Origin of the sequence: Pseudomonas fluorescens, from assembly GCF_000802965.1 — a bacterium.
Lineage (GTDB): Bacteria > Pseudomonadota > Gammaproteobacteria > Pseudomonadales > Pseudomonadaceae > Aquipseudomonas > Aquipseudomonas fluorescens_A.
This window is the reverse complement of the sequence record NZ_JSAK01000003.1, coordinates 63,355-82,644: the sequence shown is the minus strand read 5'-3', so window position 1 is coordinate 82,644 and position 19,290 is coordinate 63,355. Positions and strand designations below refer to the sequence as shown.

The window sequence follows — 19,290 nt, the reverse complement described above, 5'->3', positions numbered from 1 at the left end:
AGCTGATGTCCTTGAAGACTTCAGCTGACTGGCCATATTTCGTTGTCACCAATGACAAAGATCCTACAGTCATCGTCGTGATGGACTTGATATCCCCCGGTAAATGCGCCGAAGGCGGGTAACAGACTGATCTCTTTCCCGAGTCTGAAGCACGGCAGGCGTAGACTTTGCCGGCCTCGACCGTTCAGCCGATAGACCGGATGCACATGACCGGCGAGTACATGCCGGCTCGGATGCAGATCGGGTTCGTGTTGCAGGGCGAAGGGCCCGAGTAGCAATGGTTCAGGCACTACGCGAATGTTCAGTGAAGCGGGCGGATCACCGGCGCGCTTATCGTGGTTGCCGCGGATCAGCGTCATCGGCAACTCGCTGTGCCGCGTTCGCCATTCGGCCAAAGCCTTCAGCGTAGCAACCGCATGGGAACCGGGCCCGTGGAGAAAGTCACCGAGAAATATCAGCTGGCGACAGGGCAGGGCTCCCAGTATTGCGTCCAGCACGGCAATATTTTCAGCGGTCGTACCTTGTGGTACTGGCTGGCCCAAACTGCGATAAGCGGCGGCCTTGCCGAAATGCACGTCGGCGATCAGCAGCGCTTGTTGTGCCGGCCAGTAGATGGCTTTTTCCGGCAATAACCAAAGCTCTTCTCCTGTCAGTCGAACCGGATAAGACGTGGTCATCTGGCTTTCCTTGTTTCGGCCGTTTTCTCCAGATCGTCGACCATTCGCCTGATTCGATCCGCGAGCTTTTCCGAACTCATGCTTTCGCGCATGCGTTCCACCAGCAAGGGAAATCCGAGTGGCGTAGGACGCTTGATCGTGTGCAGATCGAGTTGCAGTCGATTGATCCGCTCCAGGGTCTGCTCCAGACGATGAATATCCAATTCCTCTCGTAGGACTTCTTCCCCGGCCTGGGCCAGCAGCAGATTCTGGGCGTCGTACTGTTTGAACACTTCAAAAAACAAACCGCTCGACGCTTGAACCTGACGCGTGCTTTTCGGCGCGCCCGGGTACCCGGTGAAAACCAGCCCGGCGATTCGTGCGATCTCGCGAAAGCGGCGTAGCGCCAGCTCACCGGCATTCAGGCTGGCGAGCACGTCAACCAACAGCTGCTGCGAATCAAACAGTTCAGGATTGAGCTGTACGTGCCAATCCACAGGCGTCGCGCTCAGCAGTTCCAGTCCGTAATCATTGACTGCGATAGAAAAGGTCAGCGACTGCCGTTGACTGACTCGCCACGCCAGCAGGCTCGCCAACCCAAGATGTACCTGACGCCCGGCAAAGGGATAGAGGAAAAGGTGCCAGCCTTCGCGGGATTTCAGCGTTTCGGCCAGCAGACTTTTTTCGGTTGGCAGGCCGGACCACTTTTGTTGCAGCTCCAGCAGCGGGCGCAACGCCCGCATTTCCGGACCGATGAATTCGCCTTGCGCCGCCGCACTGAAGCGCACAACCACAGCATTGGCCAACTCGTTGGACAGCGGCATGCGCCCGCCATTCCAGCGTGGCACCGCCGCTTTTTTCACGGTGCTGCGTTTGACGTAGGCGGTCATGTTTTCCACCCGCACCAACTCCAGCAAGCGCCCTGCGAACAGGAAACCATCGCCCGGCTTAAGGCGCGCGATGAAGCCTTCTTCGACACTGCCGAGTTGCTTGCCCCCGCCGCCCTTGCTCCAGAACTTCAACTGGAGGCTCGCGTCGCTGACGATAGTGCCGATGCTCATGCGATGCCGACGAGCCAAGCGCGCATCCGGTACCCGCCACACGCCCGATTCATCGGGTTCGACACGCCGGTAATCCGGATAGGCTGTCAGAGAAAGCCCGCCATGGCGTACGAAAGCCAACGCCCAAACCCATTCCGCCGGGCTCAGGTCGCGATACGCCCAGGCGCCGCGCACTTCTTCGTACAAGTCATCGGGCAGAAATCCGCCGCCCAACGCCATGCTGACCAAGTGTTGCACCAGCACGTCCAGTGGCTTGTGGGGAGACTCGCGGGGTTCGATGCGACGTTGCGCCACCGCATCCTGCGCCGCTGCGGCCTCGATCAATTCAAGACTGTGGGTCGGCACCAGCGTGACTCGCGAAACTCGCCCCGGTGCATGACCGGAGCGACCCGCGCGCTGCATCAGCCGCGCCACGCCTTTAGCCGAGCCGATTTGCAGCACCCGTTCCACCGGCAGAAAGTCCACGCCCAGATCCAGGCTGGAGGTGCAGACCACTGCTTTGAGTTGACCTTCCTTGAGCGCGCGTTCGACCCAGTCGCGGGTGTCGCGGGACAACGAACTGTGATGCAGCGCGATCAAGCCGGCCCAGTCCGGGCGGGCGTCAAGCAGGGCCTGGTACCAGATCTCCGATTGGGCACGGGTGTTGGTAAAAACCAGGCTGCTGGCGCAGGACTCAATCTCGGAAACCACTTGCGGCAACATCTTCAGTCCGATGTGGCCAGCCCATGGAAAGCGTTCGATGGTAGGCGCAAGCAACGTATCGACCCGCAGCTCCTTGTTGGTTTGGCCCTGAACGCTTGCGCCGCCACCCTGTGGGATCAAGACCTGTTCGGCGTGGGACTGATTACCCAGCGTCGCGGAAACGCCCCAAACGATCAATTCGGGATGCCAGCGACGCAAGCGAGCAAGCGCCAATTGCAATTGCACACCACGTTTGTTGCCGAGTAATTCATGCCATTCATCAACCACCACCATGCGCAATGTCGAGAGGGCGCTTTGTGCGTCGGCACGGGCCAGCATCAAGGTCAGGCTTTCCGGCGTAGTGATCAGCGTGGTCGGCAGCCGGCGGCTTTGACGCGCCCGCTCGCTGCTGCTGGTGTCGCCGGTGCGCAGACCGATGCTCCACGGAATCTGCAAATCCTGTAACGGCGCTTCCAGTGCGCGGGCCGTGTCGGCGGCCAAGGCGCGCATAGGCGTTATCCACAACACAGTCAGGGGATCGGCGACGGGTTTGCGTTTGCGGGGCGTTTCAATGGGTGGTGAAGAGCGGGCAAAGCGATTGAGCGCGCCGAACCAGACTGCGTAGGTTTTGCCGGCGCCGGTGCTGGCGTGTAGCAACCCGGACTGCCCTTGTTTTACTGCGGCCCACACCTGTTTCTGAAAGGTGAACGGCTTCCAGGCGCGAGCGCTGAACCAGCGTTTGGCGAAGTCGGAGGTGGTTCCCATGCCGGCGGTGTGCGCTCTGAAAGTCTTCCTTCAGTGACCACGACGCACTACCAAAGGTTTAACGCGGTTCTGTAGGAGCTGCCGCAGGCTGCGATCTTTTGATCTTGATTTGTAGAAGCAAAATCAAAAGATCGCAGCCTTCGGCAGCTCCTACAAAAGCTCATCGCCGAGGATTCTCATATCCGGAAATAACTGTGTTTGCCGTTGAAACCCATCGGCAGGTCAGGCGTGTTTTTATCGCCGCGCAGTTATCAATGAATATGAAAAGGAATTCAGATGAGTACAAATAGAACGGGGCACTTGAGTGCCGATGTGATCACGACTGAGGGCACTTTGGAGTTTCGTGTGACCGAGGGTCTCAACTACTACGACCTGCCGGGCGTCCACTTTATCGAGGCGAACAATGGTCAGGGCAAGGAGTTTTACGTCTATTTACCGATGGAACTCGAGAGTGGCAGCTTTAGCCTGGGGCTGGGCGAAAGGTCGCCTATGGTTATCCATGTGACAGGCACCTCTGAAGCGGAACTTTATCGCGGCAGACTCGAGTTGACCGTTGGCGGAGATGCCCAGTTTTCCGGACGCTTCAGCGGACTGGATGCCGATGGTCTGGAGGTGGAGAACGGTAGCTTCAGGCTGGAGTACGAAGCGCGTTGAGTGACGGGAACCAGTCAGCCTGGCTCCCGTTTAACAACGAACAGTTACTTCAAGTTGCCGCTGAGGAACTGCTTCAACCGCTCGCTCTTCGGATTGCCCAGCACGTCTTCCGGCGCGCCTTCTTCTTCCACCAGGCCCTGATGCAGAAACAACACCTGGCTCGACACCTTGCGGGCGAAGCTCATTTCGTGGGTCACCATGATCATGGTCCGGCCTTCTTCAGCCAGGCCCTGGATCACTTTGAGCACTTCGCCTACCAGTTCCGGGTCCAGCGCCGAGGTCGGTTCGTCGAACAGCATGACTTCCGGTTCCATGGCCAACGCGCGGGCAATGGCGACGCGCTGTTGCTGACCGCCGGAGAGGAACGCCGGGTACTGATCGGCGACACGTGCCGGCAGGCCAACCTTGTCGAGGTAGCGTCTCGCGCGGTCTTCGGCTTCCTGCTTGCTGCAACCCAGCACCCGACGCGGGGCCATGGTTATGTTTTCCAGCACGGTCATGTGGCTCCACAGGTTGAAGTGCTGGAACACCATGGCCAGGCGGGTGCGGATCCGCTGCAGTTCATCGGGATCGGCGACGTGCATGCCGTGGTGATCCTTGACCATGCGGATCGCCTGGCCGTCGAGGCTCATCGCCCCGTCGTTGGGTTGTTCGAGAAAGTTGATGCAGCGCAAAAAAGTACTTTTGCCCGAGCCGCTGGCGCCGATCAGGCTGATGACGTCGCCGGTGTTGGCCTTGAGCGAAACGCCTTTGAGCACCTCATGATCGCCATAGCTTTTATGCAGGCCTTCAATGGTCAGTTTGTACATGGAGCATGCATCCTCAAGGCGAAAGTAGGTAGCCGCTGCGATAGGCTTCGGCGCCCGCGACGTGGGCGATCACCATGCCGGCCGTGGCCATGCGGCGCAGCGAACGGGCGTACATCAACCCGGCGGCGGTGCAGTGGACAGGCGTGACACGGTCAGAGATCGGATCGATGATTTCGGCGACAAGCTGCCCGGCTTCCAGGTATTCCCCCGGCAGTGCGGTGAACACCAGCAAACCACCGACCGGCGTGGCCACCGGCTCGACACCCGCCAGCGGCGTGGCCGGGTAGGGCAGTTCGGGCAGGGGCACTGGTTCGCCGGCAATGGCGCCGAAGTGAATCAGGTAATCAATCAGCGCCTGGCTGTCGAGGCTGGCCAGTGGGTGATTGACGTCGCCCTGGCCGCGCAGCTCGACGGTGACCGAAAAACTGCCCGGCGCAATGTCGAATTGCTCGCCGAAGCGTTCTTTCAATTGCCACCAGAGCAGGGTGAAGCATTCGTCGAACGACTGACCGCCGGAATCGGTGGCCAGCAGGCTGGCTTCTGCACCGATGTAACGGGCCAGCGGCTCGACCTGCGGCCAGGCGTCAGGCGTGGTGTACAGGTGCGCGACGGCTTCGAAATCGCAATGCAGGTCCAGCACCATGTCGGCATCGCAGGCCAGCCGTTGCAGGGTCAGGCGCTGGGATTGCAACTGGGTGCTGGCGGTCTGCCGGGCGAGGGCGTTGCGCAGGCTGTTGCGGATCAGTTCGAGGTTGCGCTGCGGATCATCACCGAGCTGGCCTTCGATTTCGTTGCCGACCTCTTCGCTCAAATCGACGAACCAGCGATTGAAGTTCTGCCCGCTTTCCAGCTCGTAACGGCCTAGCGGAACATCCATCAACACTTGTTCCAGTCCGACCGGGTTGGCGACTGGCACCAGCACGATTTCGCTGCGCAGGCGGCCGGCGGCTTCAAGCTCCGCCAGACGCTGCTTGAGGTGCCAGGCCACCAACATGCCGGGCATTTCATCGGCATGCAGGGACGACTGGATGTAGATCTTGCCCCGGGCGCTTGTAACGGTTGGCGCCGATGTCGGCCCGAAGTGAAAACTGTGAATCTGTCGTGCGGTCCCCGGCAGCGGGGCCAGCAGGTCATGAATCTGGTGGCGCATTTTTCTTGTATCCCGAAGCGGGTCTTAGTGAGTCGGCCCGAGGAAGGCCAGCCATCGACGTTCGGCGAGGCGGAACAGGCCGACCAGCGCAAAGGTGACGGTCAGGTAGATCAGCGCGGCGATGCCGAACGACTGGAAGGTCAGGAAGGTCGCCGAGTTGGCGTCCCGGGCGACTTTCAGGATGTCCGGGATGGTCGCGGTGAACGCCACGGTGGTCGAGTGCAGCATCAGGATCACTTCGTTGCTGTAATACGGCAACGAGCGACGCAGGGCCGAAGGCATGATCACGTAGGCATACAATTTCCAGCCTGTCAGACCGTAAGCCTTGGCGGCTTCGACTTCGCCGTGGTTCATGCTGCGAATCGCCCCGGCGAAGATCTCCGTGGTGTAGGCGCAGGTGTTCAGGGCAAAAGCGAGGATGGTGCAGTTCATCGCATCGCGGAAGAAGCTGTCGAGCAGCGGTTGCTCGCGCACGGCGGCCAGGCTGTAGATCCCGGTGTAGCAGATCAGCAACTGGATGTAGAGCGGCGTGCCGCGGAACAGGTAGGTGTAAAACTGCACCGGCCAACGAATGTAGAAGTGCGGCGAAACCCGGGCGATGGACAGCGGGATCGAGACGATGAAACCGATGAAGATCGACGCACTGAGCAGCCACAGGGTCATGGCCAGGCCGGTGATGTTTTGGCCGTCGGTGTAGAGGAAGGCTCTCCAGTATTCCTGCAGGAGTTCGATCATCGTACGGCCTCCCGGGTACCGGCGGCGTAGCGGCGTTCGAGCCAGCGCAGAATGAAGTTGGAGGCGCTGGTGATCAGCAGATAGATCAGCGCAGCGAGCACCAGGAAGTAGAACAGTTGATAGCTGCTTTTACCGGCGTCCTGCGCGGCCTTGACCAGATCGGCGAGACCGATGATGGACACCAGCGCGGTGGCCTTGAGCATCACCATCCAGTTATTGCCGATACCCGGCAGGGCGTAGCGCATCATTTGCGGGAACACCACGATACGAAAACGCTGGCCACGCTTGAGGCCGTAGGCGGTGGCCGCTTCGACCTGACCGCGAGGCACGGCAAGGATGGCGCCGCGGAACGTCTCGGTGAAGTAGGCGCCGTAAATAAAGCCCAGGGTCAGGACCCCGGCGCTGAACGGGTTGATCTCGATGTATTCCCATTCCATGTAGTCGGTGAACGACGTCAGCCAGGTTTGCAGGCTGTAGAAGATCAGCAGCATCAGCACCAGGTCCGGCACCCCGCGAATCAGCGTGGTGTAGCACTGGGCAACCAGGCGCAGCAGTTTGACTTTAGACAGTTTGGCACTGGCGCCGAGCAGGCCGAGCAATACGGCCACCAGCAGCGACATCGCCGATAATTTGATGGTCATCCAGGTGCCTTCCATCAGCAAAGGACCGAAGCCCTTGAGGCTGAAGGCTGAGAGCCCCAGATTTTGCAGGAGGTTTTCGAACATAAATCAGCAACCTGATCGGAAGAAAAAAGCGCCCATCGCAAGATGGGCGCCGGGCATTATTTGCCGCTGTACAGATTCAGATCGCCAAAGTGTTTCTTCTGGATGGTGGCGTAGGTGCCATCATCGTGTAACGCTTTGATACCTTTATCCAAAAGTGCTTTCAGCTCGGTGTTACCTTTCTTAATACCGACCGCAGTTTTGGCTGGCAGCAGTTCGCTGTCGACTGGCTGGCTGATTTCGTAACCTGCACCGTTTGGCGACTTCAGGAAGCCCAGCTCAGCTTGCAGCATGTCCTGGATGCCGGCGTCGAGACGACCGGAAGTCAGGTCGGAATACACCTGGTCCTGGTTCTGATAGGCCTGGGTTTTCACGCCAGCCTTGTCGAGAACGGCTTTGGCATAGGCTTCCTGGATGGTGCCTTGCTCATAGCCGACGGTTTTGCCCTTCAGCGAAGCGACGTCAGCGGTGATGCCAGAACCTTTCTTCGATACGTAAGCGGTTGGGCCGGAGAACAGCTCGCTGGAGAAGTCGATGACTTTTTCGCGGGCCGGGGTGACGGTCATCGAGGAGATCACACCGTCGAATTTATTGGCCTTCAGGCCTGGAATCATGCCGTCGAAATCGCTTTCGACCCATTTGCACTTGACCTTCAGCTCGGCACAGATTGCGTTCCCCAGATCGATGTCGAAGCCCACCAGGTTGCCGTCGGCCGCTTTCGACTCAAACGGTGCGTAGGAAGGGTCAACACCAAAACGCAATTCCTTGTATTCCTTTGCCAGCGCAGAGCCAGCAGCTACGCACAATGCCAGTGCAGAAAGGGTCAGCAATGCTTTTTTCATTATTCAATCCCTAAGAACCAATATGAGCGCTTGTGGCGCAGAATTATTGTTACTGGTAAGCGTAAGACCTAATGAAAGTAGCAATTTCCGAACCAGAGTGGCGAACAAGCGTTTAAAAGGCGCTCGGGAAATTGCCGGAGGGGATTAGTGCACGAAAATGGGCGGCGTGGGAAGCCTGCACTGTTTCGGTTCGAACAGACATGAATCATTGTGGCGAGGGAGCTTGCTCCCGCTCGGCTGCGCAGCAGTCGTCATCGCGATTCAACGGGTTCGACTGAAGTATTGGGTGGACAGGGTTTGGGGCCGCTTCACAGCCCAGCGGGAGCAAGCTCCCTCGCCACAGGTGGGGGGGTGGTTAGCTGAGTAAATCCTGCAAGGTGCCGAGGTGGTCGGCCTCTTCGACGGTTTTATCCTGCCGCCAGCGCAACATTCGCGGAAACCGCACCGCAATCCCGCTTTTGTGCCGCTTGGACAGGGCAATCCCCTCAAAGCCCAACTCAAACACCAGGCTGGGTTTCACACTGATCACCGGGCCGAATTTTTCCACGGTGGTTCTACGCACGATGTTGTCGACCTGGCGCATTTCTTCATCAGTCAGCCCCGAGTAAGCCTTGGCGAACGGCACCAGTGCGCGTTCGTTGGCATCCGGTGGACCGTCCCAGACGGCGAAGGTGTAGTCGCTGTAGAGACTGGCCCGGCGGCCATGCCCGCGTTGCGCGTAAATAAGCACCGCGTCGACGCTGAACGGGTCGACTTTCCATTTCCACCACACTCCGATGTCCTTGGTACGGCCGACGCCGTATAGCGCTTCCCGCGCCTTGAGCATCATGCCTTCGACGCCGAGGCTGCGAGACGCTTCCCGTTGCCGGGCGAGGTCAAACCAATCTTTACCGGTCAGCAATGGCGAGGCGAGTAATACCGGATTGCTGGCGTGGGCGATGACCTGTTCCAGTTGCGCGCGACGCCGGGCTTGCTGCTGGTCGCGCCAGTCTTCGCCTTGCCATTCCAGCAAGTCGTAAGCGAGAACGACCACGGGGACATCGCTGAGAATTTTCTTGCTCAAGGTTTTGCGGCCAATCCGCTGCTGGAGCAGGGCGAATGGTTGCACTGAGGGTGACGTTGGCGATTGCGGGTTGAAGGCATCTTCGGTAGCGGGTTGTGCTGTCTTCCACACGACAATTTCCCCGTCGATCACTGTGCCGTCAGGCAGGCAATGAACGAGGCTTTCGAATTCGGGAAAACGTTCGGTGACCAGTTCTTCACCCCGCGACCAGATCCACAGCCTCCCGTCACGCTTGACCACTTGGGCGCGGATGCCATCCCACTTCCACTCGACTTGCCAATCACTGGCGGGCCCAAGTAGCGCTTCAAACTGCTCCACTGGTTGCGACAGCGCGTGGGCGAGGAAAAACGGATAGGGCTGACCTCCGCGCTGGTCATGCTCGTCGGCAGATTCGGCGGCGATCAGTTTCAGGTAGCTGGCCGCGCTCGGGCGATTGGACAAATCGGTATAACCCACCAACCGCTGGGCCACGCGTTTGCTGTCGAGATGAGCCATCGATGCCAAGGCGCGGGTCACCAGCAACTTGGAAACACCGACGCGGAAACTGCCGGTGATCAACTTGATGCACAACATCAGGCTCGAGCGGTCCAGTTGCTGCCAGAGTTCGGGCAGTCGTTCGGCGAGCGCGTCGGGGGATTCGCCACGCAATGGCAGTAGCTTGTCTTCAATCCACACCGCCAGCCCATCGTTGGAGCTATGCACCGATTCCGGCAGTACCAGTGAAATGGTTTCCGCCAGGTCGCCCACCGCCTGATAACTTTCTTCGAACAGCCATGTCGACAGCCCGGAATACGCTACCGCCAGTTCTCGCAGGACACGGACCGGCACCAGTTGCCTGGGGCGTCCGCCGGACAAAAAGTACACCGCCCACGCCGCGTCTTCGGGGGCAGCCTGAGCGAAGTAGTGTTGCATCGCCGCCAGTTTGGCGTTGCTTGAGGTCGTGGCGTCGAGCTCGGCGTACAACTCGGCGAAGGCTTTCATGGCTGCGCCTCGACCCTCTCGGGTGCGGTGGGTGAGGGCTCTTCTTCATCGTCTCCGTATTCGGTGGTAAAGCCCTGGGCATCGAGGCCTTGCTCGCGCAGGTGACGCACCAGTACGGCGACAGAACCGTGGGTAACCATCACCCGTTCGGCGCCGGTCTGTTCAATGGCCCAGAGCAGGCCCGGCCAATCGGCGTGGTCGGAAAGTACAAAGCCGCGATCTACACCGCGACGCCGCCGCGTACCGCGCAGGCGCATCCAGCCGCTGGCGAAGCCGTCGCTGTAGTCGCCAAAGCGACGCATCCAGGTACTGCCGCTGGCCGAAGGTGGGGCGATGACCAGGGCTTTGCGCATCATCGGGTCGCTTTTTTGTACTTCCCCGGCATAGATGGTTGGCGGCAGGTATATGCCGCTTTCGCGATAGACGCGATTGAGCGGCTCAACCGCGCCATGCGCCAGAATCGGGCCGAGGCTGGCGTCGATGCCGTGGAGAATGCGTTGGGCCTTGCCGAAGGAATAGCAGAACAACACGCTGGCCTTGTCCTCGGCGGCGTTGGCTTGCCACCACTGATTGATCTCGGCAAACACCTCTGCTTGCGGTTGCCAGCGATAGATCGGCAGGCCGAAGGTCGATTCGGTGATGAAGGTGTGGCAGCGCACCGGTTCGAACGGGGCGCAGGTGCCGTCGGGTTCGATTTTGTAGTCACCGGAAGCGACCCAGACTTCACCGCCATATTCGAGGCGCACCTGGGCCGAGCCGAGTACGTGACCGGCAGGGTGAAAACTCAGGGTGACGCCGTGATGTAGCAACCGCTCGCCATAGGCCAGGGTTTGCAAATCGATGTCCTGGCCCAGTCGCGCACGCAGAATCCCTTCACCGGGAGCCGCCGCCAGATAGTGTTCATTGCCGGTGCGGGCATGGTCGCCGTGGGCGTGGGTGATGACCGAGCGCTCGACCGGCCGCCACGGATCGATGTAGAAATCGCCGGCGGGGCAGTACAAGCCTTCGGGACGTGCGATAACAAGATCCATGTCGTTGCCGGAATGGAGGGACTTGTTAGCTATGAGGTGGGCGCAGGGCGAGAAGTTCTATCAAATTAAAAGGCAAAAGATCGCAGCCTTCGGCAGCTCCTACAGGGTGTACGCGATCCCCTGTAGGAGCTGCCGAAGGCTGCGATCTTTTGATCTTGCCCTTATTTCCCCGGTGTCAGCGTCAAGCGCTTGGTGCCGTACACCTTGTCGTAGTTCTGCGGCTGCATCGGCAGGCTCATGTATTGGCCTTTCAGCCACGCGTCGATGCTGTTCAGATAGTTCGGACTGGCCGGGTTGCCGGACTGGCCGGTGGCGTTCTGGCCCATCAACGGTTCGGCCTGGCCGAAGTCGACGATAAAGCGCATGGCCGGTGCCAGCGTGGTGTTGAAGTTCTGGCCCCAAGCGAAGGCAGCGGTGTTGAGCGTGGTGTGATCGCCACCAGCCGCCAGCGGACCGCGAACGGTCTGGCCACTGCTGTTCTTCCATTCATAGCGGTGCAATTTGCCCCACTGCCAAGCCTTGTGGTCGCCGCCCAACTGACTGTCGCCAGCACTGATCGCTGCGGCGAGGCTGCGGGCGAGGATCGCCGGTTTGTCTTCTTTCTGCGCGGTGCGCGTGTCATCCCAGAACGGACTGTCCTCACGCCCCAGCAAGTGATCGGCCTGCGCGGCGTAGGACAACTTGCCGTTGGCGATAAAGGCTTTCCACGCCGGGCTGCTTTCCGGGCCCAGTTCATCGAGGAAGATCTGCTGGGTGCTTTCCTGCAGGAACAGCTCGTAGATCGCCGCGTCGGCAGAGCTCGGGCTGAGTTTGCCGTCGAACGCCATCAAGCGGGTCAACGCCTCGCGAGCCTTGCCTTGATCTGCCCCCGGCAAAGCCTGAATGGCCTGTTTCAGCGGCTGGGCCATGCCCGGTGCCTCGAACATTTTTTTCAGTTTGGCGGCGAAGGTGGTGGTCTGGTCGTACTGCATGGCGATCACGCTGCGGGTGTCATGCTTGCCCACGCTGGCCAGTTCCGCCAAGCGTTCGCCACGCTCCGGTGCCGACCAGGAATTGGACAACTGCATGCCGTAGCCATGGGGAATGACCCGCTGGTTGGCCGTGCCGAGCCAGCCTTGGGCCGGGTCTTGGTCGTACGGGTGCAGCATCGGATCGGCGTAACCGTCCCAGTCGTAACGACCGTCCCAACCCGGCGAGGGCAACAGGCCTTCACCTTCGCGGCGGTTCGGGAAACGGCCGGTGACTTGCCAGCCGATGTTGCTCGCGTCGGCGAACACCAGGTTCAGGGCGATGGCGCGGATCTCACGGCTGGCGTCCGAAGCCCGCTCGACGTTTTGCGCACGGGACAAGTCGAAAAACGCGTCCAGGGTTTTATCGTCGGTGAAGTTCGGCGTCTGCAAGGCCAAACCGTAGCCACTGCCCTGTGCCAGGCTCTGGGCGCTGTTGAGCAGCGGGCCGTGGCGGGTTTCGTACACCGCTTCGCGAATCGGCCGTTGGCCTTTGACGAAATAGGTTTCGTTGCGCACGGTTGCCGCTTGCCATTTGCCGCCGACTTCGTACGCCAGGCCGTTGCCTTGGCGTTTGATTTTTTCCAGGAACACATCCTGGTTGTCGCCCATGACCGTGGTCATGCTCCACGCCACTTTGCCGTTGAACCCGCCGAGCACCATCGGCAACCCGGCAATGGTCACGCCGGACGCCTGATACTTCGGTGCGCGAATCTGCACGTAGCTGAACAGCGACGGCACGCCCATCGGGCCATGGGCGTCGCTGGCCAGCAGGCTTTTGCCGCTGCGGCTGCGTTGCGGGGCGATGGCCCAGTTGTTCGATGACGTGGCGCCGAGCAGATTCAGGTCAGACAACTGGCTGGTGGCTTTGCTGATGTCCGCCAGCCCCGGGATCTGCCCGTTGAGCTGGATGCCCTGGAGCTTTTCGCTTTCGGCCAACGGCAGTTTTTCGTCGGGGGCGGAAGGCGTCAGCCATGGCAGTTTGTCGGTGGTGACCGATTGGGCCAGCACCAGCGAGGAAATTTCTTCGGGCAGGTTGGCCGACTGGCTGAAGTTCAGCAGGCAGAAAATCAGCGCCGAATCTTCCGGCTTCCAGTATTCAGGCTTGTAACCCGTGGCGGCGAGGTCGGCCGGCAGTTTGTCGCGATAGCGGAACAGGTAAGCGTTGACCCCACGGGCATAGACTTCGAAGAAGCGCTTGAGGCGCGGCGAAGACGCCTTGTACAGCTCACCTGCGCTTTTCTTCAGGTTGACCGCACGCATGTAGCGGTCGGCGTCCAGCAAGTCTGAACCCTGCATCTCCGCCAAACGGCCCTGGGCCAGCAAGCGCAGGGTGACCATTTGCGTGATTCGGTCGCTGGCGTGCACGTAGCCGAGGGTGAACAGCGCGTCGTGGAAGGTACTGCTTTCGATCAGCGGCATGCCCATGGCATTGCGGCGCACCGAAACGTTTTGCGCCAAGCCCTTGAGCGGCTGTACGCCGATCGCCGGCGGAACAGTGTCCTGGGTATTGAAGCTCTGGCAACCGGTCAGGCTCAAAACCCCCGCGAATGCTGCGGCAACGCCGAACCGGGGTAGAAAATGAGTAAGGGCTGGCGAGGCCATGGCAAAGCTCCTGCGGGGGTAGAGACGCAATAAAGCCGCTACGTTAGTGAGCAGGCAGTGGCCGCGCAAGCGGGGCGCAAGGTTATTTCAGGATTTGTCTGGTAATTGCCGCCTTGTAGGCGCTGCCGAAGGCTGCGATCTTTTGATCTTCAATCTGATCATCCCGGAGAAACGTCGGCATGGAGCTAAAGGCAAACGCGGCACTGATCATCATCGATCAACAAAAAGGCATCCTTCATCCCAGGCTGGGTCGGCGCAATAACCCTCAGGCCGAGGAGCGCATGCTCGAATTGTTGGCACATTGGCGACGCACCGAGCGGCCGGTCATCCACGTGCAGCATTTGTCGCGCTCGGAAGATTCAGTGTTCTGGCCGCTGCAATCGGGTGTGGAGATTCAGGAGCGGTTTCAGCCGTTGGCAGGCGAGCTACTGATTCAGAAACAGGTGCCGGACGCGTTTTGTGCAACAGGGCTTGAAGCGCGTTTGCGCGAGGCGGGGATTGGGCAGTTGATCATCGTTGGCGTGGCGACCCACAACTCGGTGGAGGCCACGGCGCGAACGGCGGGCAATCTGGGTTTTGATACGTGGGTTGCGGAGGATGCGTGCTTTACCTTCGACAAGGCCGATTTTTTTGGCAATGCGCGCTCAGCCGAGGAGGTGCACGGGATGTCGTTGGGGAATTTGCATGGGGAGTATGCGACGGTTGTCAGTACCGCGCAGATTCTGAATTGATGGTGACTTTGCGGGCCTCTTCGCGAGCAGGCTCGCTCCTACAGGGACTGGCGTCGTGCACAAATCCAGTGTGGGAGTGAGCCTGCTCGCGATGGCGATTCAACAGACGAAGAAAATCTTCGCTCGAAGCATCAAGCGCCGTGGCACTTCTTGAATTTCTTGCCGTTGCCGCAGGGGCAAGGATCGTTGCGACCAACGTCTTTCAGGGCGTTGCGCACCGGTTCCTGGTGAGCGTGGCCGCAGTTCGGGCCGTGGACATGGCCATGGTCGTGATCATGATGGTCGTGATCGTGGTTGCAGTCTGGGCCATGGACATGGGGTTGCTGGGTCATCGGGGTTACTCCGGAATTAGATCGGCGGGGATTATCACGCCATTACGCGTCAGGTGCACGTAGTGGGCGATGAATAAACCGGTTTCCAGTTCACCTTCCAGACGATAGGGAATGGACTGCTCAGCGTTTTTCAGCTGTTTCACCAAGCCTTTGACCTTGGACCACAGGTTGGTGCGGATCGGCACCTTGTAGTGGCGGCTGCCTTTGGGGTCCACGGTAATCCAGTGTTCGTGCTCGCCTTCGGCCAGGAGGATGTCGCCCAAGTGGATGCGATACTCCAGACCACGCACGGTCAGCTCGCTGTCGTTGGGGTTGTCGATGCGAAAGTGCAGGACGAACCGCTGCTCCATCAGCTTGGCCCGCACCACTTCCACCCTGATCAGATGCACCTCGGGGTCAGGTTCATCGCTGCTGAACCACGACGCACAGCCGCCGAGCCCCAGGAACAGGGTCGCGGTGAGCAGATAGAGTGCGATTCGCCTGGTGGTCATGGTCGTGGTTCTCCTTGAACCACAGTCTAGACGTTAAAAGATCGCAGCCTTCGGCAGCTCCAACAGGGTGTACGCCAATCCAATGCAGGAGCTGCCGCAGGCTGCGATCTTTTGATCTTGTTTCAACTACCGAAATACCCCGAACAACACTTCTTGAATTTCTGCCCGCTGTCGCAAGGGCAGGGGTCGTTGCGACCGATGTCGAGTGGCACTGTCGGGTCGATGAAGTACCAATGGCCGGCGTTCTGCACGAACGACGAGCGCTCGCGATGACTGTGTTCGCCGCTGCCATCGTGCCAGCGAGCGGTGAAGGTCACGAAGGCGTGCTCTGGTTGCCCGCCGAGGACTTCGGAGCTTTCAACCTCAAGCCCCAGCCAGGTGCTTTGCGCGCTCCAGTCGCTGATCGATTGCCGATCCAGGCCTGGTTGCTGTGCGGGCAGGGTAGTGGCCACCAGATAATCGATCAGGCCCAGCACATAGGCGCTGTAGCGCGAGCGCATCAAGGCTTCGGCACAAGGCGCCGGATGGCCGGCATGGTAATGACCGCAGCAGGCGTCGAGCAGGGTGCCGCTGCCGCAAGGGCAAATGGATGTACTCATTGCGTTACCACCAGTATTTCCCGAAATTTTCCGGATTGGCCCAGAAACGTGAATTGAGCCAGTCGGGTACTTGTTTGTAGTCAAGCAGATCATAGGTAAACAGGGTCAGCACTTGTTCGTCGCGCTGGAAGCGTTCGCTGGCTTGCAGGGCCAGGGAGAAAAAATCGGTTTCCTGCCAACCGCTGGCCGGCAGGTCTGCCAGCACCGCGATGCGGCTGGCATTGAGGTTGCGAATGCCGCCCAGCAAATTCAGACCGTCGCGCTTGGGCAGATGTTCGAGGCAATCGAGCACCAGCGCCAGGTCAAACCGGCGCGCCGCCAGTTCGGCGGGCAATGGCCCGGGTGCCGCATGCGCCACCTCGCTGTCCGGGTGCGCGAGCTTGAATGCTTCAAGCGCGGGGAATTCGCTGGCGCCGATCAGCAACAGGCGCGACGGGGCGTAACGGTCCAGCAAAGCGGCGAGCGCCTGTTGCGGCGTGCGCGAAGAAATACCTGCAATCATCGAAGATCCTCAATCAGATCTGCCAAGACTAGCCTGCCCGCCAGTTCGAGCCTAGAGCGGGTTTACCGTAAAAATGACGATCAGTCGTGAACGTCGGATAAAACTGCAATGGCCTATTGCTGGCGGAGATTAAAAGTCCGGTCTTTACTCCGTGAATCGGTTCTAAGCCGATCCTTCAGGAGAAAACTAGATGAGCATAGTTCGGACAGCATTACCCCTGGTTCTGCTAACCAGTGTGTTGACTGGTTGCGCAGGTTTGCAGAAAACCGACTGGCCGACCTGTGCGGCGGTCGGTGGTGTCGTAGGTGCGGGTCTCGGTGCGACCGAGAGTTCCTCATGGGCAGGCTATGGCGCGCTGGTGGTCGGTGCTACGGCAGCAGCCTATTGCTGGGTTCACGGTGATGGCGACGAAGACGGCGATGGCGTGCTGGATAGCCGCGACAAGTGCCCGGGTACACCTAAAGGCGTGAGGGTCGATGCCGATGGTTGCCCTCCACCTGCTCCAGTGGTTGAAGAAGCCGTAGTGGTCAAGGAAGAAGTCATCGTCATCCGCGATGTCAACTTCCAGTTCGACTCGGCCAAGCTGACAGCTGCCGATAAAGACAAGCTCAACACCATTGCGACTCGCCTGAAACAGGAAGCCGCCAGTGCCCGGTTGACCGTAACCGGTCACACCGACAGCGTCGGCAGTGATGCCTACAACCAGAAACTGTCGGATCAACGCGCCCACTCGGTGGTGGAATATCTGATCGAAAGTGGTGTGCCACGCAGCAGCTTCGTGTCGGTGTCCGGTGCGGGTGAAAGCCAGCCGGTTGCAGACAACTCAACGGCTGATGGTCGTGCGCAAAACCGTCGCACGGAAATCAAAATCAACCGCTAGGTCCCTCGCATCCGCGGCTTGTGCAGTCGCGGATGCGGGTCTTTACTCCTGTGTGACCGGTATGGGCCGGTGACACAGGAGTTTTCAACATGACCAAACTCACACGGACCGTCTTGCCGGTTCTGCTGCTTGGCAGCCTGTTGACCGGCTGCGCTACTCACAGCGATGGCACTGCCCCCCTCAATCAACGTACCTGGCCTATCTGCAGCCTCATCGGCGGACTGGTCGGCGGCGGCCTGGGCGCTATCGAAAGTGCCGGTTGGGCGGCTGGTGGAGCGGCGCTCGGTATTTTATCCGGTGGTTTGATCTGCTATGCCCAGGATGGTGATGAAGATGACGATGGCGTATTCGACCGTCGTGATCGCTGCCCTGACACACCTGCCAACACCCCTGTCGAACACCACGGTTGCCCGCTGCCGCAATATCCGGCCAGCGTGGAACCTGAACCCGTGCAAGCCGAAGTCATCACCCTGAGCGATGCCGACGATGTGCTGTTTGCCTTCAATAAATCCGAGTTGACCCCCGCCATGCAGAGTCAACTGGATGCGGTCATGGGCAAACTGCTGGACGCCAGCGTCGTGAGCATCAAGGTGGTCGGTCATACCGACAGCGTCGGATCGGATGCTTACAACCAGGGGCTGTCGGAACGACGTGCCAGCAGCGTCGCCGAATACTTGCTGAGCCAGCACGTTGCGCCGAGCAAAGTCACCAGCGAAGGCAAGGGTGAAAGTGAGCCGGTTGCCGATAACGAAACCGATGCAGGGCGGGCGAAAAATCGTCGCGTGGAATTGCACATCAATCGTTGATCCGCGAAATAGAGCTGTCGGGTCGATATTTGCATCGATCCGGCGGCCATTCGGCGATCTTCATGAAGAATTTTCGGTTGCCCTCTGGCTAATCCCGCGCGGAAGCCGTTACTGTGCGCCCAAAGAATAATTCTCATCGGGGGCGCGTATGAAGGTGATATGGGGGCTGGGGAGGCTGTTGACCCTGGTGTTCTGGTTGGTGGTGCTGGTCAATCAGCTCATGCCTTTCATCCATCCGCTGCACCTGTTGGTCAATCTGGCAGGCGGCCTGCTGGCTGGTCTTCATCTGTTGGAGGCGGTGTTCTGCTACCGCAGCCTCAGGGGCCGCGCCCACCCTTGGCTAGATCGCTTGAAAGTCCTCGTTTTCGGCGTTTTCCACCTGCAAACCATTCCGGCTCCGACCGCATCTAAGGCTTCCCATGCGTAAACTCTGTCTGCTCGCTGCACTTATCAGCCCATTGGCCTGCGCCCAAGTGGTCAGCGTTGAAACCAACTCGCTGATGCGCTTGCCCAATACCGCCAGCACGTTGCAGCTGGAACGCCTGGAAGTGGCCGATTACGGCACGCTGCTGATCCCCTCCAACGTGACCGAAGTCACTGTCAGCGAACTGCACCTGGGCCGTGATGCGCGGATCGCCATTGTGCCCAGCGAGCAGCCGCTGGAGCTGAAGGTCAGTCGTGCGGACTTGTCCGAGGGCAGCCAGATCACCGCGCGAGGTGCGCCAGGCACGTACCAGAAGGCTGCCCGTGCCGGGCGAAATCTGAATTTGCAGATCAAGACGCTGAAGGCACCGCAATTGATGGTGGACGCTCGCGGTGGTGCAGGTGCGCCGGGGTTTGTCGGCCTCGACGGGGCCAACGGCCAGGCACCAGGTTGCGCCTGGGGCCAGGCGGGTCGCGGTGCCGATGGCAGCGATGGCAGTGACGGACAACCAGGCGCGCCGGGCGCGTTGGTGCGATTGACCGTGCCACACGATTTCCCGGCAGACCAAATCAAGGTTCAGGTAGCCGGCGGTGCCGGTGGCGTGGCTGGTCCGGGCGGCAAGCCGGGGGCGGGTGGCAAAGCCAAGGGCTGTCTGGTCTACAAGGCCGACGGCGGCAAGAGCGGCAAACCGGGTGTCGACGGGCAACCGGGAGTTGCCGGAGCGGCGGGCTCTGTGACAGTACAGCGGTTGTAAAAACAATCA

General features: G+C 60.0%; 20 protein-coding genes. 6 read left to right on the top strand and 14 right to left on the bottom strand.

All coding sequences use genetic code 11. The annotated features are described in order from the left end of the window. Positions 1-20: 20 nt before the first annotated feature. Complete coding sequence (gene pdeM, locus NL64_RS03520) at positions 21-677, bottom strand: ligase-associated DNA damage response endonuclease PdeM (protein WP_034146786.1); 657 nt, start codon at positions 675-677, stop codon at positions 21-23. Then, a complete protein-coding gene (locus tag NL64_RS03515; protein WP_034146785.1) occupies positions 674-3,163 on the bottom strand; it encodes a ligase-associated DNA damage response DEXH box helicase in 2,490 nt (829 codons plus the stop codon). The genes pdeM and NL64_RS03515 overlap by 4 nt, the downstream gene beginning before the upstream one ends. A 276-nt stretch (positions 3,164-3,439) precedes the next feature. On the opposite strand from NL64_RS03515, the gene NL64_RS03510 reads away from it, so the two are divergent. Further along, entirely contained in the window at positions 3,440-3,817 is a 378-nt protein-coding gene (locus NL64_RS03510) for a hypothetical protein (protein WP_034146784.1), read from the top strand. A 44-nt stretch (positions 3,818-3,861) separates the two neighbouring features. Here NL64_RS03510 and NL64_RS03505 read toward each other — a convergent pair whose 3' ends face one another. The 8 genes from NL64_RS03505 to NL64_RS03470 all read right to left on the bottom strand — a co-directional run bounded on the left by NL64_RS03505 (position 3,862) and on the right by NL64_RS03470 (position 13,762). Then, positions 3,862-4,626 carry an ABC transporter ATP-binding protein gene (locus tag NL64_RS03505; protein WP_034146783.1) on the bottom strand — a complete coding sequence of 255 codons (765 nt, stop codon included), beginning with the start codon at positions 4,624-4,626 and terminating at the stop codon, positions 3,862-3,864. Positions 4,627-4,639: 13 nt separating this feature from the next. Continuing rightward, positions 4,640-5,776: a succinylglutamate desuccinylase/aspartoacylase family protein gene (locus tag NL64_RS03500; RefSeq protein WP_034146782.1), complete on the bottom strand. Its 1,137-nt coding sequence runs from the start codon at positions 5,774-5,776 to the stop codon at positions 4,640-4,642. 24 nt (positions 5,777-5,800) lie between these two features. After that, on the bottom strand, positions 5,801-6,511 hold the full coding sequence (locus NL64_RS03495; protein WP_034146781.1) for an ABC transporter permease: 711 nt from the start codon (positions 6,509-6,511) through the stop codon (positions 5,801-5,803). Further along, positions 6,508-7,236 (bottom strand): ABC transporter permease, encoded by a 729-nt coding sequence (locus NL64_RS03490; RefSeq protein ID WP_034146780.1) that lies wholly within the window; start codon positions 7,234-7,236, stop codon positions 6,508-6,510. Before NL64_RS03490 ends, NL64_RS03495 begins: the two co-directional genes overlap by 4 nt. A 56-nt stretch (positions 7,237-7,292) precedes the next feature. Then, complete coding sequence (locus NL64_RS03485; RefSeq protein ID WP_034146779.1) at positions 7,293-8,075, bottom strand: transporter substrate-binding domain-containing protein; 783 nt, start codon at positions 8,073-8,075, stop codon at positions 7,293-7,295. Between the two features lie 355 nt (positions 8,076-8,430). Then, the gene (locus tag NL64_RS03480; RefSeq protein ID WP_034146778.1) at positions 8,431-10,119 is read right to left on the bottom strand and encodes an ATP-dependent DNA ligase; all 1,689 of its coding nucleotides are present in this window, start codon (positions 10,117-10,119) and stop codon (positions 8,431-8,433) included. Next, positions 10,116-11,150, bottom strand: coding sequence for a ligase-associated DNA damage response exonuclease (locus NL64_RS03475; protein WP_034146777.1), 1,035 nt, complete (start codon positions 11,148-11,150; stop codon positions 10,116-10,118). The genes NL64_RS03480 and NL64_RS03475 overlap by 4 nt, the downstream gene beginning before the upstream one ends. A 161-nt stretch (positions 11,151-11,311) precedes the next feature. Further along, a complete protein-coding gene (locus tag NL64_RS03470; RefSeq protein ID WP_034146776.1) occupies positions 11,312-13,762 on the bottom strand; it encodes a penicillin acylase family protein in 2,451 nt (816 codons plus the stop codon). A 179-nt stretch (positions 13,763-13,941) separates the two neighbouring features. Between NL64_RS03470 and NL64_RS03465 the strand changes: the two genes are divergently transcribed. Then, positions 13,942-14,493 (top strand): cysteine hydrolase family protein, encoded by a 552-nt coding sequence (locus tag NL64_RS03465; protein WP_034146775.1) that lies wholly within the window; start codon positions 13,942-13,944, stop codon positions 14,491-14,493. A gap of 131 nt (positions 14,494-14,624) precedes the next feature. Here the strand turns inward: NL64_RS03465 and NL64_RS03460 are convergent, their stop codons facing one another. The 4 genes from NL64_RS03460 to NL64_RS03445 all read right to left on the bottom strand — a co-directional run bounded on the left by NL64_RS03460 (position 14,625) and on the right by NL64_RS03445 (position 16,417). After that, a complete protein-coding gene (locus NL64_RS03460; protein ID WP_034146774.1) occupies positions 14,625-14,825 on the bottom strand; it encodes an SEC-C metal-binding domain-containing protein in 201 nt (66 codons plus the stop codon). A 5-nt stretch (positions 14,826-14,830) separates the two neighbouring features. Further along, a complete protein-coding gene (locus NL64_RS03455) occupies positions 14,831-15,316 on the bottom strand; it encodes an LEA type 2 family protein (RefSeq protein WP_034146773.1) in 486 nt (161 codons plus the stop codon). Positions 15,317-15,438: 122 nt separating this feature from the next. After that, the gene (locus tag NL64_RS03450) at positions 15,439-15,915 is read right to left on the bottom strand and encodes a YchJ family protein (protein ID WP_034146772.1); all 477 of its coding nucleotides are present in this window, start codon (positions 15,913-15,915) and stop codon (positions 15,439-15,441) included. Between the two features lie 4 nt (positions 15,916-15,919). After that, a complete protein-coding gene (locus NL64_RS03445; protein ID WP_034146771.1) occupies positions 15,920-16,417 on the bottom strand; it encodes a DUF6231 family protein in 498 nt (165 codons plus the stop codon). Positions 16,418-16,607: 190 nt separating this feature from the next. Between NL64_RS03445 and NL64_RS03440 the strand changes: the two genes are divergently transcribed. The 4 genes from NL64_RS03440 (at position 16,608) to NL64_RS03425 (ending at position 19,281) form a co-directional block, all read left to right on the top strand. Beyond that, positions 16,608-17,297 carry an OmpA family protein gene (locus NL64_RS03440; RefSeq protein WP_034146770.1) on the top strand — a complete coding sequence of 230 codons (690 nt, stop codon included), beginning with the start codon at positions 16,608-16,610 and terminating at the stop codon, positions 17,295-17,297. Positions 17,298-17,386: 89 nt separating this feature from the next. After that, positions 17,387-18,103 carry an OmpA family protein gene (locus NL64_RS03435; protein ID WP_034146769.1) on the top strand — a complete coding sequence of 239 codons (717 nt, stop codon included), beginning with the start codon at positions 17,387-17,389 and terminating at the stop codon, positions 18,101-18,103. Between the two features lie 148 nt (positions 18,104-18,251). Then, complete coding sequence (locus NL64_RS03430) at positions 18,252-18,530, top strand: DUF1145 domain-containing protein (RefSeq protein WP_034146768.1); 279 nt, start codon at positions 18,252-18,254, stop codon at positions 18,528-18,530. Then, positions 18,523-19,281, top strand: a complete 759-nt coding sequence (locus NL64_RS03425) for a collagen-like triple helix repeat-containing protein (RefSeq protein ID WP_034146767.1) — start codon at positions 18,523-18,525, stop codon at positions 19,279-19,281. The genes NL64_RS03430 and NL64_RS03425 overlap by 8 nt, the downstream gene beginning before the upstream one ends. The last annotated feature ends 9 nt before the right edge of the window (positions 19,282-19,290 follow it).